Origin of the sequence: Pseudarthrobacter sp. NIBRBAC000502770 (assembly GCF_006517815.1) — a bacterium.
GTDB lineage: Bacteria > Actinomycetota > Actinomycetes > Actinomycetales > Micrococcaceae > Arthrobacter > Arthrobacter niigatensis.
In genome coordinates this window covers 4,283,657-4,300,501 of the sequence record NZ_CP041198.1, presented here as the reverse complement: position 1 = coordinate 4,300,501, position 16,845 = coordinate 4,283,657, and the positions used below count along the sequence as shown (strand labels likewise).

Sequence of the window (16,845 nt, the reverse complement as noted above, 5' to 3'; positions counted from 1 at the left end):
CAAGACTACGCCCGCGCAGGGGGGTCTGTGCCCCTGGGGACGGGTCCATTCCGGGGGTTGCCGGGGTGTTCCGGCACGATGGTTCCTGCGGCGCCGTCGACCGTTATTCTTTGGCCCGTACTGATCAGGCCGGTGGCGTCCGGCACTCCGACCACTGCGGGAATACCGTATTCCCTCGCAACGACGGCGCCGTGGGAGTTGGCCCCGCCCATCTCCATCACCAGTCCTCCCGCCGTCAGGAACAGCGGTGTCCAGCCCGGGTCCGTGGATGGGGCAACCAGGATCTCGCCGGGTTCCAGGCGCGCCCCGACAGGATCCAGGATGACCCGTGCCGCAGCGGTCACCGTCCCGGCCGAGGCCGGGCTGCCGGCCAGGGTCCCGTTTGGCACGGCTCCGTTTCCTGCGGGTCCGACGGCGGTACGAACCGCTTCGGGTTCCGTGCCGTCCGAGAGCAGGACCCGGGGGATGTGCCGGCGCCTGAGCTCCACGGCATAGTCCTGGCGCCGCGCCGCCACGAGGGTCTGCATGTCCCGGACGGCAGCTCCGCTGTTCCCGGCTGTTCCGGCCAAGGCCTGCCGGGTCTCGGCGAAGTCCAGGAAGAATACGTCGTCGGGCCTTTCCACCGTTCCCGCCTGCGCCAGTTCGTTGCCCACCAGGAGCAGTTGGCGGCGGACTTCCCCGAGGGCCAGCACCAGCTGGTACTTTGGCAGCTCGCGCAGGCCGGCGAACAGCCGTGCCCTGCGGAGCGCGGCACGCACCAGCCGTCCCCGGATCTTGCCGCGTGCGGATGCCCTGGCCACAAGCCGGGCCACCTGCGCCTCGGCGGCCTCGGCGGCCTTGCTGAACTGGGCGTCTGGCGCCAGGGCCGGGTTGTCCAGCCGCAGGTAGTTGGCAAGGATTCCCAGGATGTGTGCCGGCTCCTCCGACCACCGCGGGAGTCCGACGTCGATTTCGCCCACTGCCCGGTGGCCGTACCTGTCCAGGAACCTTGCCAGGCCGGTGTCCAGGCGCGCCGGCAGTCGGCCGGCCTGGAAGGCTGCAGCCAGGGCTGCGGGGTCGCCGTCCATCAGGGCGGTGCGTGATTCGGCGTCCTCCTGGATTGACTGTGCCAGGTGCCACAGCTCCAGGTCCATTTCCGTGGTGACGTTGTTGGGCAGGCCGCGGATCACGGGCTGCAGCTCGGCCCAGGCATCGCCGCCCAGCAGCTTGCCGGCAACACCCAGCATGGCAAAGCCAAGGGCGGGAAGGGGAAGGATCGCCGGAACGATCCGGAACAGGCGTGAGCCCACCAGCTCCTCGGCATGGTCAAGGCGTGCCAGTGCGGCCGCGTCCTCAGCGGGAGCCAGGGAAGCGTCGAACTCCTGGATAAAACGGTCCAACCGGCGGAAGGCCGCGCTGGGACGGAACAACGCACCGAGGAAGTTGGCGGGAACCTCTGCCCGGACGGCCGCGGGCACGACGTGCCGCAGCAGCCCGAAAGGCGTCCTGGTGGTCACCGAAAAGGCGGGGTCTGCGAACAGTTGCCGCATGACCGTTGCCGTCCGGGCTTCCATGATGTCGAAGACGCGGGGAACGAGGCGGCGGCCCACGCTGCTGCGGATGGGCGTGGTGAAGTCGATGTAGATCCGCTGCCCCGCCTCGGCGTACGGGGACGGTCCTCCCCGGGGGTCGGGAACGGGGAACCCGGCAACGGTGGCCACCGATGAGGCGATCAGCCGGACGGCCGCAAGGCCCATCGGAGTAAGAGGCCGGGTGAGTCCCTGCGCGAGGCTGAAGCAGAGGTACGCCCTGGTCCCGCCGGCGGTGGAACCCGGCGGAACCCGGCCGGCGGCACCATTACTCCGGGGGACGGGATAGAGCGTGGTGATGGGCCTCGATTGGGTCAGCCATTGGGCGCCCCCACCGTCCACGGCCCATTCGGTGTCCTGCGGGGCACCAAAATGTTCCCCGGCCCGCAACCCCAGCCGCACCAGGCCGGCCACTTCCCGGTCCGTCAGGCAGGCGGCACCCCGGCGGCCCCGCACCTCTCGCAGCTCAGTCCCGCCGCCGGCGGCCGGACGTATCTCAACGGTCTTGTCGCCGGGTTTGCTTTCCAGCACCCTCCCGGTCAGGGCGTCCACCACGAAGTGGTCCGGGTTGACCGCGCCGGAGACCACGGCCTCGCCGAGGCCCGGGCTGGCGTCGATCACCACCTGCCGGCGGCTGCCGGTGACCGGATTCGCCGTAAACATCACGCCCGCAGTCTCCGCGTCCACCATCCGCTGGACCACCACCGCGAGCGCCACGGTGGCCGGGTCGATCCCGAGGCTTGCCCGGTAGGCAGTTGCACGGTCGGTCCACAGCGATGCCCAGCACCGCCGGACGGCATCCAGCACCGCCGCGGTGCCCACCACGTTCAGGTAGGTGTCCTGCTGGCCGGCAAAGCTGGCGAAAGGCAGGTCTTCCGCCGTGGCGGAAGACCTTACTGCCACCGGGACATCGGGACCCAAGGCGGTGTAGGCCTGCTCCACCGCCTGGGCAACTCCTGCGGGAATGGGAGCCGCCAGGATTGCTGCGCGGGCGGTTCCGGCGAGTTCTGCCACGTCGGGTGACGCCCCGCCGGCCCCATCCCCATCCCCATCCCCATCCCCATCCCCAAGCGCGGCGTACACCCCGGCCAGCGGCGGAAGCAATGCATCGGTGGCGCCTATAGCCTGCCGGTATGCAGCGGTGGTGAGGCAGAACCCCTCCGGAACCGGCAGCCCGGCAGACAACAGCTCTCCAAGGTTCGCAGCCTTGCCACCCACCAGCGCCAGCATTCCGGCGTTGAGCTGGGCCAGGTCAAGCACCAGCCCGCCGGACCCGTCATCGGTTGGGGTGCGCTGCGTCATATCCGTGGTCTTCCGCTGGCTGCCCGGTAAAGTCGCGGTCTACGCGGCGTCGCCCAGGATGGGGCCGAACCGTCCACGGTCCGCCAGGCGCGGGTCCTCCCGGTCCGGGACAGCCATGACTGGGCCCTTCGCATGGTGGAGCACGCCGTCCGACGTCGAGCCCAGCAGCATTCCGGTGAAGCCGCCGTGGCCGCGCGTACCCACCACCACCAGCTCAACGTGCCGGCTTTCCTCAACGAGCACGTCCACCGGCGAGCCGTCCTTCAATTCGTACTCTGCCTGCAGCCTGGGGTAGTGGCTGCGGAGCCACGCCATGCCGGCTTCCAGGGTGACGCGGATATCGTCGAAGAGGGCCTTGCGGTCCATGGGTGCGGGAACCCAGGCCAGCGAGCCGCTGTACTGGGGAACGGCGCAGACCACGCGGAGGGAGGCCCCGAGCCGCTCGGCCTGGTCGGCTGCTTCAAGGACGGCGACGCGGGCCTGCTCGGAGCCGTCCACACCAACCACCACCACATTCTCAACCGTGCGGTGGCCGGACTTGGCCTGTTCAGCCTTGACGCGGCGGTCCTCCGTGGACTCCCCCAGCCGGTCCGAGCAGAACAAAGGGACCGTCACGGTAGGGCACTTCGCGTGGGCGGGCAGGGCACTGCTGACGGAACCAAGGAGCCGCCCTACGAAGCCGCCGCGGCCGCGGGTTCCCACCACCAGGAGTTCAGCGGTTTCGGAGATCTCCAGCAGGACGCCTGCGGCGTCGCCGTTCTCCACCGAGGACGTGACATCGACGTCGTACGCGGCAACCTTTTCCAGTGCCTGCCGGAGAATCGCCTCGGCACCCTCGCGGATCACGGAGTCGTCCACGGTTGCGTAACCCCCGTCCAGGCCCGATGCGGCGAAGATCGGTACGGAGTAGGCGGTGACGATATGGAGGGGGCGCCGGCGGCGCTGGGCTTCGCGAGCGGCCCACACCAGGGCGCACTGGCCATGGTCCGATCCGTCGACGCCGACCACGATGCCCCGCGGGGCGGAAGGTGTACCGCCACCGTCCCGGGCCGGGTCCGGATGCAACTCTCGTGAGCCCATGGGGGCCGCCTCCTCGCGATACGCCTGATGTTGCGGCTATTCTGCCAGAAAACGGGCCGCTTCCTGTGCACCCGGCACAACACCGGCGCGGGCAGGAACAGGACCGCTCCTGCTCCCCACTATTCTCCGTCCCCCAGTGCTTAGCAAGCCTGTTCAGGGGCATGTGGGCGAAGTTATCCACAGGGTTTCGGATGGCTTCCGGAAAGCGCCTTCACAGGGCGGAAATGTTTTCTCCACTGGGCTATCCACGGCCGCGTTTTGTCTGTAGTCTTCAGGACATTGTTGGTCCGGGACGCCAACCGCATTTTCCTGCCAGGACGGTCCCGGGCCATGCGCTGCGGCCGTACTTGGGGGTAACGGAACGCGGGCCGGCGAGGACGCCGGCACCTGCCGAAGCTCCAAAGGAGGGAAACTGTAGTGTCAAGCACGCCTGGGAACGCCGGGACCGAACAGACCACCACTGTCGTCATTGGCACTGGCCTGTCCGGGCTGGCCGTGGCCGCCGAACTGCGCCGCCATGGGGTGGACTCCATCGTGGTGGACGGCCTCGATATCCTGGGCCAGGCGCAGCCTGCGAACACTACTTCACTGCAACGGTGCGACGCGGCGGACAGCGATACCCTCCGGGAACGCAACGAGATCCTGCGCCACCTGCGCAACTACGCCGCGAGCCACAGTGTGGATGTCCGGAACACCACGCGGGCGGTCCAGCTGACCATGCTGGAAACTGCGGACCAGGTGGCGCCCCAGTGGCAGGTACACACCCCCACGGGCATCCTGGTGGCTGACCATATTGTGCTCACCCGCTGCGCGCACAGCCAGTTGCGGCGCATGCTCAGCGATTTCGGCATTGCCGTGGGCCGCAACGTGGCGGCCGCCATGCGGGCCATTGGCATCTACCTGGTGGGGGTGGGCGAACTCATCACGCCATCACCCAAGGAAGTGCTGCGCCAGGCTAAAACCGTGGGCCAGGCCATCTCCGCCAAGGTCAACCCGGACGGCGGACTGGCGGGCGGCGGGCAGCCCTCCCGGGGTGCCCTGCCGGCCGCCGGCGGCTTTGCGGTACTCACCTGCTGAGGGTCCGCCGGCCGGGTGCGCGGCAGGAACCAACGGCCCGGGGCGGGTGGGACTGCTCCCGTCCTACTCGGCGTCTCCGTCACCGGTGAGCCTGCGCCTGGCCATGACGCCGAGCGCTACCAGCAGGCCGACGGCTACCACCGCAAAAATCACGATGCTCCACTGGAACGGCTCGCCCGCGGCCGCAGGCTCCGACGGCTCTTCCGTGGTTCCCGGCTGTGCGGTGCCCATGCCGGGGACCGTACCGGCCGCCGTCGAACTTCCACCGGTGGACGCGCCTGGCGCTGCGGCGCCGGACGCCGCAGAAAAAGTGAAGGTTCCCTCGATGGGGTGTGAGTCCGAGCTGACCACGCGCCACGCCACCGTGTACGTTCCCGCCGGGCCGCCGGGGCGCAGCTTTTGGGTGGCCACGTTGTCCACGATCTGCACGGAGCCGTCAGACCATTCGGTTCCGCCGGCATCCTTGACGGAGAAGGACGACCCGATGCCCAGCGGCTTGTTGCTGAACGTCACCGAAACCTCGGCGGGCGGAGCAGCCAGTGCCGCCCCCTGCGCCGGGCTGGTGGATTCAGCGGCATCATGGGCGGAGGCCGGGGCGGCCAGGCCCAGTGCAGCGGCTGCCAGGACAAACACACCGAGCACCAGGCTCAGCAACTGGCGGGGGACTTGGCGCATGGTGGGGCTGCTCCTCGTGTTGGCTTCCTTACAGACTAGGCGAAATTGCCTGCCCCCTCCCCGCCGCTCCCTTAGGATGCAGGTATCCCCACACACTTCCCCGGAGGACTAATGCTTAAGCAAGGCTCTGCCCTGGACCGGTATTTCAGGGTCACCGAGCGCGGCTCCAACCTTTCCCGCGAGATCCGCGGCGGGTTCGCCACGTTCTTCGCCATGAGCTACATCGTGGTGCTGAACCCCCTCATCCTGTCCGGCGCGGACTCCAACGGCACCACCCTGGGCTTCACCGCCGTCGCCGCCGTAACCGCACTGGTGGCCGGCGTCCTCACCATCCTCATGGGGGCCTGGGGACGGCATCCCTTCGCCCTGGCCACCGGCCTTGGCGTCAACGCCTTCGTGGCTGTCACCGTGGCCACCAACCCCGGCCTCACCTGGCCGGACATGATGGGCCTGGTGGTCCTGTCCGGCGTCACCATGCTGATCCTGGTCCTGACCGGCTTCCGCACCGCCGTTTTCAAAGCCGTTCCGGACGGACTCAAAACGGCCATCGTGGTGGGCATCGGCCTGTTCATCGCCCTGATCGGCCTGGTCAACGCCGGGTTTGTGCGGCGCATCCCGGACGTTGCGGGAACCACCGTACCGGTGGGCCTGGGCTTCGAAGGCAAACTCCTGGGCTGGCCTACCGCCGTGTTCGTGTTCGGCCTGATCCTGACCATCGCCCTGGTGGTGCGCAAGGTCAAGGGCGCCATCCTGATCGGCATCATCACCTCCACCGTGCTGTCCGTCATCCTTGAGATGACCCTGCACATCGGCCCCAGCTTCGACGGCAAGAACTTCAACCCGCAGGGCTGGTCCCTGGTTGCCCCGGCATTTTCCGGCTGGGCTGCCCCGGACCTGTCGCTGATCGGCAAGGCCAACCCGTTCGGCGCCTTCGAGCACCTTGGCTTCGTGGCAGCCACCCTGCTGGCCTTCGTCATCCTGCTCAGCATCTTCTTCGACGCCATGGGCACCATGGTGGGCCTGGCCAACGAAGCCGGCACGGTGGACGAGAACGGCAACATTCCCGACGTCGACCGCGTGCTCCAGGTGGACGCCCTCGGCGCCATCATCGGCGGCGGCGCCTCCGTCTCCTCCAACCAGATCTACGTGGAAGCCGGCGCCGGCATCGGCGAGGGCGCCCGCACGGGCGTGGCGTCCATCGTCACCGGCCTGCTGTTCCTGGTGGCCATGTTCTTCACTCCGCTGATCAACCTGGTCCCGTTCGAGGCCGTAGCCCCCGCACTGGTGGTGGTGGGCTTCATGATGGTCTCCCAGGTGGGCAAGATCGACTGGCAGGACTGGGGCATCGCCATCCCCGCGTTCCTCACCTTCACCCTGATGCCCTTCACCTACTCCATCGCCAACGGCCTGGGCGCAGGTTTCATTGCCTACGTCCTGATCCGCACCGTCCAGGGCAGGATCAAGGACATCCATCCGCTGATGTGGGCCGTGGCCGCAGCGTTCGCGCTGTTCTTCGCCATCGGCCCCATCGAGGCGGCCCTGGGGATGAAGTAACCCCTGTCCCGGGAAAGGGCTGGTGCGGCGTCCGCCGCACCAGCCCTTTTACTTTGCCCGGGTTTCCCTGGCGGTGCGCCTACACCGGGGTGTTGGGGGCGAGCCCCTCGTCGCCGGACACGGCCAGCGCCTTCCGTTGCCGCAGCCGGTCCAGCCGGTTCATCAGGGGCGAGGTGGTGGCTCCGTGGATCACGATGGACAGGGCCACCACCAGCCCGATAAAAGACCAGAGCCAGCGTCCCTGGCCGGTGAAGTGTCCTTCCCCCAACGCAAAGGCCAGGTAGTACAGGGAGCCGATTCCGCGGATGCCGAAGAATGACAGTGCCACGCGTTCCCGCGGACCGGTCTTGCCTCCCAGCAGGCCCAGCCAGCCTGCCAGCGGCCGGACCACCAGCAGGAAGGCAAGGGCCACCAGCAGTTCCGGCAGCCCGATCCCTGCCAGCAGCCCCCGGGCGATGGCACCGCCGAGCAGGACCAGGATCACCACCGTCAGGAGCCGCTCCAGCTGCTCCACGTAGGAGTGCAGCACCCGGTGGTAGCCGTTGGTGCGTTCTGCGGCGCGGATGGTCACGGCACACACAAACACCGCAATGAACCCGTAGCCCTCCACCATCTGCGTCAGCCCGTAGGCCAGGAACGTCGCGGCCAGGGCCACAAAGCCCTCCGAGTGGTTGGACAGCCTGAAGCTCTCCGCGCGGGCGGAGAAGAACAGCCTGGCGAGCAGCTTTCCGGTGAGGAACCCCACCACCAGCCCGACAGCCAGCCGCCACACCACGTCCAGTCCGAACCATTCGCCGAACCAGCCTGCGGGGTCCGCCCCGGCAACGCTGATGGCAATGGCAAGGTAGACGAACGGAAACGCCAGCCCGTCATTGAGTCCGGCCTCCGACGTCAAGCCGAACCGGACCTCGTCCTCTTTGTCGGTGTGGTCGTCCTGGTCCGCGGGTTCTCCCACCTGGACCTCGGATGCCAGGACAGGGTCCGTGGGGGCCAGGCTGGCGGCCACCAGCAGCGCTGCGCCGAGCCCCAGGCCCAGGAGCCACATCCCCAGCAGGGTCAGCCCGAGGATGCACAGCGGCATGGCAATACCCAGGAGGCGCCACGTTGTGGACCACCGCCGGCGTCCAACGGGGCGGTCCAGGGCAAGCCCGGCGCCCATCAGCGAGATGATCACGCACACCTCGGCAAGGTGCATGACAAAGTCGCTGTGCTCCACCGGGTTGGGACTTGGCAGCGAGGGGATCAGCGCGAAGGCTGCCATCCCGGCGCCCAGGAAGACCATGGGCATGGACAGCGGCATGTTGCGCAGCAGCTTGGGCAGGACCGCCGCGACGAAGACGGCCACGCCGGCCGCGGCAAAAAGGATGTCGGGGGCTTCAAACATGGGCTCTCCAGCCTGGAAGTGTTTCGTTGCCGGCCCGCAGCCATTGCCTGCGCCTGCGGAGCGGCCCGGTCCCACCCTATCCCCCGTACCACGGCGGGACGTTCCACGAATGCCCGGCGCCTCCTGATTCTCGGATTCCGGACAGGACGACGGCGGGCGTGCTGGCTTTCGCGCCAAGCGTGCGGTGAGCTTGGAGCATGTCCCTCCAGCTTCCCTCCGTTGACGTCCCGCCCCAGCCCTGGACCGGCAGGTTCGACGGCGACGGGCCGGCCCACCGCCGCTGGTGGCAGGCGGTGAACCATGAGAGTCCGTCGGCGGCCGGTGGGGCTGCGTTGGAACGGGATGGAGAACCGCTGGTGGCATCATCCAGCCGGCAGCCGGTGGCCCTGCTGGGCTTTTCCAGCGATGAGGGGGTGCGCCGCAACAAGGGCAGGACCGGCGCGGCGGCGGCGCCGGCGGCGCTGCGGAAAGCACTGGGTCCGCTGGCCTTCCACCTGGACCGTACCGTGGCCGACGCAGGCGATGTGGTGGTGTCCGGGGAAGACCTCGAGGCGGGCCAGGAACGGCTTGGCCAGGTTCTGGCGGAACTGCTGGATGCCGGCCACCAAACCGTGGTGCTGGGCGGCGGACACGAAACCGCCTATGCCAGCTACCTCGGCGTCAGCGCATCAGCCGCGGTCCACAGCGGGCAGCGCCTCGGGGTCCTGAACCTGGATGCGCACTTCGATCTCCGCGAGGAGCCGGTGGCCAGCTCCGGCACGCCGTTCCTGCAGATGGCCCGCGCGGAAGCGGACGCCGGACGCGAATTCCGCTACGCCGTCGCCGGCATCTCGGAGCCGAACAACACCCGGGTCCTGTTCGACACCGCGGACAAACTGGGGGTCCGCTACCTGCTGGACGAGGACTGCGACGCGGACCGGACCCGGGACTTCGTGGCGGGCTTCCTGGCCGACATTGACGTGCTGTACCTGACCATCGACCTTGACGTGCTGCCCGCCGCGGTGGCACCCGGGGTCAGTGCGCCGGCAGCCTACGGTGTCGAGCTACCCGTCATTTCGGCCGTCTGCCGGCAGGTGGCCCGGAGCGGGAAGCTGCTGCACCTGGACGTGGCGGAGCTGAATCCCGCGTTCGACATTGACGGCCGGACGGCCAGGACCGCCGCCCGGCTGATTGACACGCTGCTGCGCTGAGGGCTGGTCCCCCGGTGGCGTTCCGGCGGGGTCCCGTCAGGCCTTCAGGACGTACCGCCGTTCGGGCCGTCCCACCCCGTATTTGAGCCGCACGTCCAGCGTTCCTTCATCGTGCAGGTACTCAAGGTAGCGGCGGGCGCTGACACGGGAGGTTCCAAGTTCCTCGGCCACTTCGGCCGCCGACACGTCGCCGGTGGCGGCGTTCAACGCTGCCTCCACCAGCTTCAGCGTCTCTATGCTGCAGCCCTTTGGCAGCGGCCGTTCGGCGCGGTCCAGGCCGAAAACCCGATTCACATCCGACTGTTCGGCCACGTCCTTGGACGCATCCAGGCCCTGGTACGCATTCCGGTAGTGCTCCAGCCGCTCCTGCAGGTCCGTTTGCGAAAAGGGTTTGATCAGGTAATGGACAATGCCGCCGCGCAGCGCTTTACGGACGGTCTCAACCTCGCGCGCGGCACTGATGACCAGCACGTCCAGCTCCGGAGCGACAGCGCGGAGGCGTTGCATCAGGTCCAGGCCGTTGATGTCCGGCAGGTGGATGTCCAGCAGCACCAGGTCCGGCTGGAGCCGCCCGGTTTCCGCGACGGCCTGCGCCCCGGTATGGGCGGCCCCCACCACGGTGAAGCCAGGCGTGCGCTGGATGAAGCCGGCATGCACCTTGGCAACCATGAAATCGTCATCGACGATCAAAACCTTGATCACGGCCGGCTACTCCCTCGTTTCAGCACAGCGGTAAAGACTGCACCATTATCGTTCGCCACCGTCAGGTTCCCGCCGCTGCGGCGGCACACGGCCCGCGACAACGCCAATCCGAAGCCGCGGCTGCCGGCCGGGCCGGGGTCCTTCGTGGTGAAGCCCTGGCGGAAGATCCGGTCAGTGGCACCCCCGGGGACACCGGGACCGTTATCGCGGACAGTCACCACCACGTCTCCCGCCCCGTTGCCCTCCACCAGCACCCTGACGGCTGCCTGCGGAAGCCCGGTGACGGCGTCGAACGCATTGTCCACCAGGTTCCCCACCACGGTGGTGAGGTCCCGGGACAGCCCGTCATCGACGCTGTCCAGCACGGAGTCCGGGTCCAGCTGCAGGGCCGCGCCCCGTTCGGTGGCGAGGCTCGACTTAGCGATCAGCAGGGCGGCGAGCGCGGGGTCCTTGATGCGGGCCGACACTTCGTCGTTGAGCCGGGTCCGGTCCACGGTGGCGCCGTTGACGAACTGGACCACGGAATCGTACTCGCCGATCTGGATCAGGCCGGAGATGACGTGGAGCTGGTTGGCGAACTCGTGCGCCTGGGCGCGGAGGGTGTCCGTGGCGGTGCGGGTGGTGCCAAGCTCATGCTCCAGTTCGGAGAGCTCGGTCCGGTCGCGCAGGGTTGTCACCGAGCCGATCACCCGGCCGCGGGACTGGAACGGTACCCGGTTCATCACCACCAGCCGGTCCCCCACCAGCACCAACTGGTCGGGCCCGGGCTGCTCGCGGGTGAGGACTTCCTTGAGGGCGGGTTCGACGGCGAGCGCCGCCACGCGCTTGCCCACGCAGTCAGGCGGGAGGCCCAGCAGGGCACGCGCGCTGTGGTTGGCCACGGTGATCCGCTCATGCAGGTCCAGCGCCACGACGCCCTCCTTGAGGCCGTGCAGCATGGCCTCGCGGTTTTCCACCAGGCTGGTGATCTCACTGGGCTCCATGCCAAGGGTTTGCCGCTTTACCCGGCGCGACAGCAAAAAGGACCCGGCGATGCCCAGGACACTCGCCACGCCCAGGTAGGTCAGGAGGTTGGGCACGGCGTCGCCCAGGCGTTCGAGCACCGTTGGATAGTTGCGGCTGATGGAGGCAATCCCGATCATGCGCCCAGTGTCATCCAGGACGGGGACGTGCGCGGACAGCAACGGCGCAGGGGTCCCGCCCACCACTCCCGTCCAGGCACGGCCCTCCATGACCCTGCTGGCACCAAGCTCCAGCGGCAGGCCCAGCAGGCTGGGATCCGAGGACGCCACCACCGTGCGGTCGATGCGTGCCAGCGCCACCCGGGATGAGCCGGAAACGATCCTGACGGACTCCGCCACCGCCGGCAGTACTGCCCCGCCGCGCGGTTCCGTCTCCGGCAGGAGCTCACGCACCACGGGGTTGCCGCCCAAGGCTTCCGCTGCGGACAGGGCGCGCCGGCCCTCAATCCGTTCAAAGGCCGCCGCGGACTGCGCCAGGGAGATGGCCACGACGCCCACCAGTACGGCCAGGACGATGAGCAACTGCAGCAGCAGGTACTGCCCCGCAAGGGACATTCCTCGTCGTCGAGTCACAATGGTCTTCCTGGTATGTGCGGGCAGGGAACCGGAGGCCCGGGGCCAGTGGCAGGCCGCAGCGCCACACAGGATGTGGGCGCAGGGCCTGGGGTGGTGTACCGGGAACTATATCCCAAAGCCAGCGGCAGGGCGGCTGTGGGATGCCGGAAACGTGAACGCAATGAACACAACTTTCTCTGCGTACACAAGAGTGATCGGCGTCACTGCCGCCCCTAGCATCGGAACCACAAGGCATCGGAACCACGAGTCAGCCGATGCCGGTCAGATTTGTTCGAGAGAAGAGGAACACATGCGCCAGATCCGCGCATTGCGAGTTGCCGCCGTTGCTGCCGGCATCGCCCTGCTGGCCACCGGTTGCGGTGCCACCAGCAAGAGCTCCACGGGCCCGGAAAGCTCCGGCGCCGCCGCAGGACCCATCACCGGCCTGCAGATCATGGTCCCCAACACCCCCGGCGGCGGTTACGACACCACCGCCCGCGCCGCCGCCAAGGTCCTCGACGACGAGAAGATCTCCACCAACACCGAGGTCTTCAACCTCGCCGGTGCCGGCGGCACCGTTGGCCTTGCCCGCATTGTCAACGAGAAGGGCAACGGCGACCTTGCCATGCTCATGGGCCTGGGCGTTGTGGGCGCCAGCTACACCAACAAGTCCGAGTCCAAGCTGACGGACACCACCCCGCTGGCCCGGCTCATCGAAGAGCCCGGCGCCATCATGGTGGGCAAGGATTCGCCCTACAAGACCATCGACGACCTGGTGAAGGCCTGGAAGGCCGATCCCGGTTCCATCGCTGTAGGCGGCGGCTCCTCCCCCGGCGGTCCGGACCACCTGCTGCCCATGCAGCTGGCGGGCGCCGTGGGCATCGACGCCACGAAAGTCAACTTCGTCTCCTACGACGGCGGCGGCGACCTTCTCCCCGCGATCCTTGGCAACAAGCTCGGCTTCGCCGCCTCCGGCGCCGGCGAGTACCTGAAGCAGATCGAATCCGGCGAGGTCCGTGTCCTGGCCACCAGTGGCGAGAAGCGCCTTGACGGCGTGGACGCACCCACGCTCAAGGAATCCAACATCGACCTGGTGTTCACCAACTGGCGCGGCGTGGTGGCCCCTCCGGGAATCAGTGACAAGGACAAGGCGGCACTGATCGCAGCCCTGGAGAAGATGCACGGCACTGCGGGTTGGAAGGAAGCGCTGAAGACCCACAGCTGGACCGACGCCTTCATCACCGGCGACCAGTTCAAAACCTTCCTCAGCGAGCAGGACAAGCGGGTGGCGGATGTCCTGACCAAGCTTGGGTTGGCGTGACGTCGCTGACCACAGGCCTTAAAGGCCGCTCCGAGCTGGGGGTCGCACTCCTGCTCGGGGCGGCCGGCGTCCTGGTCTTCCTTGACGCCAACGGCCTGGCAACCCCGTATTCGAAGTCTGATCCGGTTGGGCCCAAAACCGTCCCGTTCATCGTGGCCGGGATGCTGGTAGTCTGCGCCGTCCTGCTGGCCATCAACGTCCTGCGCGGCGGCAAGGGTGAGGCCGAGGGCGGCGAGGACGTCGACCTGGCGCACCCCGCCGACTGGAAGACCGTCCTGCCGCTGGCCGGAGCCTTCATCCTGAACATCCTGCTCATCGACTGGGCCGGGTGGGTGGTCTCCGGAACGGTCCTGTTCTGGGGCAGCGTCCTTGCCTTGGGCAGCCGCCACTTTGTCCGGGACGGGTTGATCTCCGTTGCCCTGTCCCTGTTGACCTTCTACGGCTTCTACCTCGGCCTGGGCATCGCGCTGCCGGCCGGCCTCCTGGAAGGAATCCTCTAAATGGACGTCTGGTCCTCCCTGATGGACGGTTTCGGCACCGCCCTCACCCCCATGAACTTCCTGTACGCCGTCATCGGCGTCATCCTGGGTACCGCCGTCGGCGTCCTCCCGGGCCTGGGCCCGGCCATGACCGTGGCCCTGCTGCTCCCCGTCACCTACGCCCTGGAACCCACCAGCGCCTTCATCATGTTCGCCGGCATCTACTACGGCGGCATGTACGGCGGCTCCACCACCTCGATCCTGCTCAACACCCCTGGTGAATCGTCGTCGGTGGTCACGGCCATCGAAGGCAACAAGATGGCCAAGGCGGGCCGGGCGGCGCAGGCACTGGCGACGGCGGCAATCGGCTCGTTCGTGGCCGGCACCATTGGCACGGCCCTGCTGGCCGTCTGCGCACCGGTCGTGGTGAAGTTCGCCGTCAGCCTGGGCGCCCCCAGCTACTTCGCCATCATGGTCCTGGCCCTCCTGGCCGTCACCGCCGTGCTCGGCTCGTCCCGGCTGCGCGGATTCGCCTCCCTGGGCCTCGGCCTGGCCATCGGCCTGGTAGGGATGGATTCCGTCACCGGCCAGCGCCGCCTGACGTTCGGCCAGCCGCTCCTTGCGGACGGCCTGGACATCGTGGTGGTGGCCGTGGCCATCTTCGCCGTGGGCGAGGCCCTCTGGGTGGCGGCACACCTGCGCCGCACTCCCCTGCACGCCATCCCGGTGGGCCAGCCCTGGATGGGCAAGTCCGACTGGAAGCGGTCCTGGAAGCCGTGGCTGCGCGGCACCGCCTTCGGCTTCCCGTTCGGCGCCCTGCCAGCCGGTGGCGCAGAGATCCCCACGTTCCTGTCCTACGTGACGGAAAAGCGCCTCAGCAAGCACCCGGAAGAGTTCGGCAAGGGCGCCATTGAAGGCGTGGCCGGTCCGGAAGCAGCCAACAACGCTGCGGCCGCCGGGACGCTGACCCCCATGCTGGCGCTGGGACTGCCCACGAATGCCACCGCAGCCGTGATGCTGGCCGCCTTCACCAGCTACGGGATCCAGCCGGGTCCACAGCTCTTCGAAAGCCAGGGGCCCCTGGTGTGGGCCTTGATCGCCAGCCTGTTCATCGGCAACCTGCTGCTCCTGATCATCAACCTGCCGCTGGCACCGCTGTGGGCCAAGCTGCTGCAGCTGCCACGCCCGTACCTGTACGCGGGCATCCTGTTCTTCGCCACGCTGGGCGCCTACTCGGTCAACCTGCAGGCGTTCGACCTGGTGATCCTGCTGGTCCTGGGCGCACTCGGCTTCATGATGCGGCGCTTCGGGCTTCCCGTGCTGCCGCTGATCCTGGGCGTGATCCTGGGTCCGCGGATCGAAGGGCAGCTCCGCAAGACCCTGCAGCTGAGCGCAGGCGACCCGGCAGGGCTCATGGGTGAGCCGATCGCCGTCGGCATCTATGTCATTATTGGCCTCATCCTGCTCTGGCCCTTTGCCTACAAGGTGTACCGCCGCAACCGTCCGGAGCGCAGGCCGCTGCTCCCGGCCAACTCGGGTGCAGCGGATTACAGTGACTAAGCAGCCGCACCAAAGCCATCCACGCACATCGAGCAGAAGCAAGGAGACACCATGACGGTCGTTGTGGGATACGTCCCGACCCCCGAGGGCGAAGCTGCCCTGACCCAGGCCATCACCGAAGCCCGGAAGAGCAACAGCACCCTGGTGCTGATCAACTCCTCCAAGGGCGAGACTACGGTGGACACCCGCTTCGCCCAGGACCGGGACATCCAGGACATCGAGCAGCGGCTGGCCAGCCAGGGGATCCAGTACCTGGTCAAACGTCCGGTCCGCGGCCACGACGCCGCAGCTGAGGTGCTGGATGCCGCCGAGGAACACAACGCCGACCTGATTGTGATCGGCCTGCGCCGCCGCACCCCGGTAGGCAAGCTGATCATGGGCAGCACGTCCCAGCGCATCCTGCTGGAAGCGGACTGCCCTGTCCTGGCCGTAAAGGCGGACTAAGCCGTGAAGGCCGCCCGCGTCCGGAACAGCTCCTGGCGCTGGCGGCCCAGGCCCTCCACCTCTACCTCCACCACGTCGCCGGGCTGGAGATAGGGGAAACGGCCGCTTAAGGCCACCCCCTGCGGAGTTCCGGTGAGGATCACGTCGCCCGGTTCGAGCCGCATGTACTGGCTGCAGTGGTGGATCAGGGTGGGCACATCGAAAATGAGCTCCGCCGACGTTGAGTCCTGCCGCGGCTCACCGTTCACCCAACTGCGCAGCCTCAGGTTGCCGCCGTCGATCCGGTCCGCCGGTACCAGCCACGGACCCAGGGGCGTGGATCCGGGCAGCGATTTGCCTTTGGTCCACTGGCCGGCAGCGCCCGGCAGCTGGTACTCCCTTTCGGAAAAGTCATTGGCAGTGACGTAGCCGGCTACGCAGCCGGCAGCTTCGTCCGGCGAGCCAAGGTAGCTTGCCTCCTTGCCGATCACGATCCCCAGTTCCACCTCCCAGTCGTATTGCGTGGAGCGGGGCGGAAGCGGGGCCGGGTCGAACGGGCCCGTGACGGTGTTGCTCGGCTTGAGGAAGACCACGGGAATGGTGGGCGGCTCCGCTCCCGATTCCGCGGCGTGGGCGGCGTAGTTCATCCCGATGCCGACCACTGAGCCGGGCCGGGCCACGGGGGAACCAACCCGCAGCGCAGCAGCAGCGTCCAGGACCGGCAGCTCCCCTGCTTCGAGCGCCTTCCGGGCCTTTTCCAGGCCGCCGTCAGCAAGGAAGGCGCCGTCCACGTCGGCAGTGAGGGGCAGCAGGCTGAAGTACCGGTCAGGGCCTTCCGGGGAGGTTACCAGCACGGCGGGCTGCTCGTGGCCGCTTTCACCCAGGCGCATGATCTTCATACCGTGTTCTCCTCAGCTGTGTCGATGGGATCTCCGGGCCCTCCGGACACCCAC

General features: G+C 68.1%; 14 protein-coding genes. 7 read left to right on the top strand and 7 right to left on the bottom strand.

The window, feature by feature from the left end:
• Positions 1–5 precede the first annotated feature (5 nt).
• Together NIBR502770_RS20465 and NIBR502770_RS20460 are read right to left on the bottom strand one after the other, a co-directional pair.
• A complete protein-coding gene (locus NIBR502770_RS20465) occupies positions 6–2,870 on the bottom strand; it encodes a PEP/pyruvate-binding domain-containing protein (protein ID WP_141183178.1) in 2,865 nt (954 codons plus the stop codon).
• A 39-nt stretch (positions 2,871–2,909) separates the two neighbouring features.
• Positions 2,910–3,950: a universal stress protein gene (locus NIBR502770_RS20460; protein ID WP_141158346.1), complete on the bottom strand. Its 1,041-nt coding sequence runs from the start codon at positions 3,948–3,950 to the stop codon at positions 2,910–2,912.
• Between the two features lie 417 nt (positions 3,951–4,367).
• On the opposite strand from NIBR502770_RS20460, the gene NIBR502770_RS20455 reads away from it, so the two are divergent.
• Complete coding sequence (locus tag NIBR502770_RS20455; RefSeq protein WP_141183177.1) at positions 4,368–5,027, top strand: NAD(P)-binding protein; 660 nt, start codon at positions 4,368–4,370, stop codon at positions 5,025–5,027.
• A gap of 63 nt (positions 5,028–5,090) precedes the next feature.
• Here NIBR502770_RS20455 and NIBR502770_RS20450 read toward each other — a convergent pair whose 3' ends face one another.
• Positions 5,091–5,702 carry a copper resistance CopC family protein gene (locus NIBR502770_RS20450; protein WP_141183176.1) on the bottom strand — a complete coding sequence of 204 codons (612 nt, stop codon included), beginning with the start codon at positions 5,700–5,702 and terminating at the stop codon, positions 5,091–5,093.
• 111 nt (positions 5,703–5,813) lie between these two features.
• Between NIBR502770_RS20450 and NIBR502770_RS20445 the strand changes: the two genes are divergently transcribed.
• Positions 5,814–7,256, top strand: a complete 1,443-nt coding sequence (locus tag NIBR502770_RS20445; protein ID WP_141158349.1) for an NCS2 family permease — start codon at positions 5,814–5,816, stop codon at positions 7,254–7,256.
• Positions 7,257–7,335: 79 nt separating this feature from the next.
• Here NIBR502770_RS20445 and NIBR502770_RS20440 read toward each other — a convergent pair whose 3' ends face one another.
• Positions 7,336–8,640, bottom strand: coding sequence for a sodium:proton antiporter (locus NIBR502770_RS20440; protein ID WP_141183175.1), 1,305 nt, complete (start codon positions 8,638–8,640; stop codon positions 7,336–7,338).
• 197 nt (positions 8,641–8,837) lie between these two features.
• Here NIBR502770_RS20440 and hutG point away from each other — a divergent pair, with 197 nt between their 5' ends.
• The gene (gene hutG, locus NIBR502770_RS20435) at positions 8,838–9,830 is read left to right on the top strand and encodes a formimidoylglutamase (protein WP_141183174.1); all 993 of its coding nucleotides are present in this window, start codon (positions 8,838–8,840) and stop codon (positions 9,828–9,830) included.
• Positions 9,831–9,866: 36 nt separating this feature from the next.
• On the opposite strand, the gene NIBR502770_RS20430 is transcribed toward hutG, so the two are convergent.
• Positions 9,867–10,532, bottom strand: a complete 666-nt coding sequence (locus tag NIBR502770_RS20430; protein WP_141158352.1) for a response regulator — start codon at positions 10,530–10,532, stop codon at positions 9,867–9,869.
• Positions 10,529–12,109 carry a sensor histidine kinase gene (locus tag NIBR502770_RS20425; protein WP_141183525.1) on the bottom strand — a complete coding sequence of 527 codons (1,581 nt, stop codon included), beginning with the start codon at positions 12,107–12,109 and terminating at the stop codon, positions 10,529–10,531. Before NIBR502770_RS20425 ends, NIBR502770_RS20430 begins: the two co-directional genes overlap by 4 nt.
• Before the next feature lie 310 nt (positions 12,110–12,419).
• On the opposite strand from NIBR502770_RS20425, the gene NIBR502770_RS20420 reads away from it, so the two are divergent.
• From NIBR502770_RS20420 to NIBR502770_RS20405, 4 genes are read left to right on the top strand one after another with little or no spacing between them, the layout of a single operon-like run.
• On the top strand, positions 12,420–13,430 hold the full coding sequence (locus NIBR502770_RS20420; RefSeq protein ID WP_141183173.1) for a tripartite tricarboxylate transporter substrate binding protein: 1,011 nt from the start codon (positions 12,420–12,422) through the stop codon (positions 13,428–13,430).
• A complete protein-coding gene (locus tag NIBR502770_RS20415; RefSeq protein ID WP_141158354.1) occupies positions 13,427–13,930 on the top strand; it encodes a tripartite tricarboxylate transporter TctB family protein in 504 nt (167 codons plus the stop codon). The genes NIBR502770_RS20420 and NIBR502770_RS20415 overlap by 4 nt, the downstream gene beginning before the upstream one ends.
• Positions 13,931–15,469, top strand: a complete 1,539-nt coding sequence (locus NIBR502770_RS20410) for a tripartite tricarboxylate transporter permease (RefSeq protein ID WP_141183172.1) — start codon at positions 13,931–13,933, stop codon at positions 15,467–15,469. It abuts the gene before it with no gap.
• Positions 15,470–15,520: 51 nt separating this feature from the next.
• Complete coding sequence (locus NIBR502770_RS20405) at positions 15,521–15,913, top strand: universal stress protein (RefSeq protein WP_141183171.1); 393 nt, start codon at positions 15,521–15,523, stop codon at positions 15,911–15,913.
• On the opposite strand, the gene NIBR502770_RS20400 is transcribed toward NIBR502770_RS20405, so the two are convergent.
• Positions 15,910–16,791 carry a fumarylacetoacetate hydrolase family protein gene (locus NIBR502770_RS20400; RefSeq protein WP_141183170.1) on the bottom strand — a complete coding sequence of 294 codons (882 nt, stop codon included), beginning with the start codon at positions 16,789–16,791 and terminating at the stop codon, positions 15,910–15,912. The genes NIBR502770_RS20405 and NIBR502770_RS20400 overlap by 4 nt on opposite strands.
• Between the last annotated feature and the right edge of the window lie 54 nt (positions 16,792–16,845).

Bases quoted from the DNA above. Each gene is read 5' to 3' on its own strand.
- NIBR502770_RS20465 (WP_141183178.1), bottom strand. From the start codon at position 2,870: ATGACGCAGCGCACCCCAACCGATGACGGGTCCGGCGGGCTGGTGCTT.
- NIBR502770_RS20460 (WP_141158346.1), bottom strand. From the start codon at position 3,950: ATGGGCTCACGAGAGTTGCATCCGGACCCGGCCCGGGACGGTGGCGGT.
- NIBR502770_RS20450 (WP_141183176.1), bottom strand. From the start codon at position 5,702: ATGCGCCAAGTCCCCCGCCAGTTGCTGAGCCTGGTGCTCGGTGTGTTT.
- NIBR502770_RS20445 (WP_141158349.1), top strand. From the start codon at position 5,814: ATGCTTAAGCAAGGCTCTGCCCTGGACCGGTATTTCAGGGTCACCGAG.
- NIBR502770_RS20440 (WP_141183175.1), bottom strand. From the start codon at position 8,640: ATGTTTGAAGCCCCCGACATCCTTTTTGCCGCGGCCGGCGTGGCCGTC.
- hutG (WP_141183174.1), top strand. From the start codon at position 8,838: ATGTCCCTCCAGCTTCCCTCCGTTGACGTCCCGCCCCAGCCCTGGACC.
- NIBR502770_RS20425 (WP_141183525.1), bottom strand. From the start codon at position 12,109: ATGTCCCTTGCGGGGCAGTACCTGCTGCTGCAGTTGCTCATCGTCCTG.
- NIBR502770_RS20420 (WP_141183173.1), top strand. From the start codon at position 12,420: ATGCGCCAGATCCGCGCATTGCGAGTTGCCGCCGTTGCTGCCGGCATC.
- NIBR502770_RS20410 (WP_141183172.1), top strand. From the start codon at position 13,931: ATGGACGTCTGGTCCTCCCTGATGGACGGTTTCGGCACCGCCCTCACC.
- NIBR502770_RS20405 (WP_141183171.1), top strand. From the start codon at position 15,521: ATGACGGTCGTTGTGGGATACGTCCCGACCCCCGAGGGCGAAGCTGCC.
- NIBR502770_RS20400 (WP_141183170.1), bottom strand. From the start codon at position 16,791: ATGAAGATCATGCGCCTGGGTGAAAGCGGCCACGAGCAGCCCGCCGTG.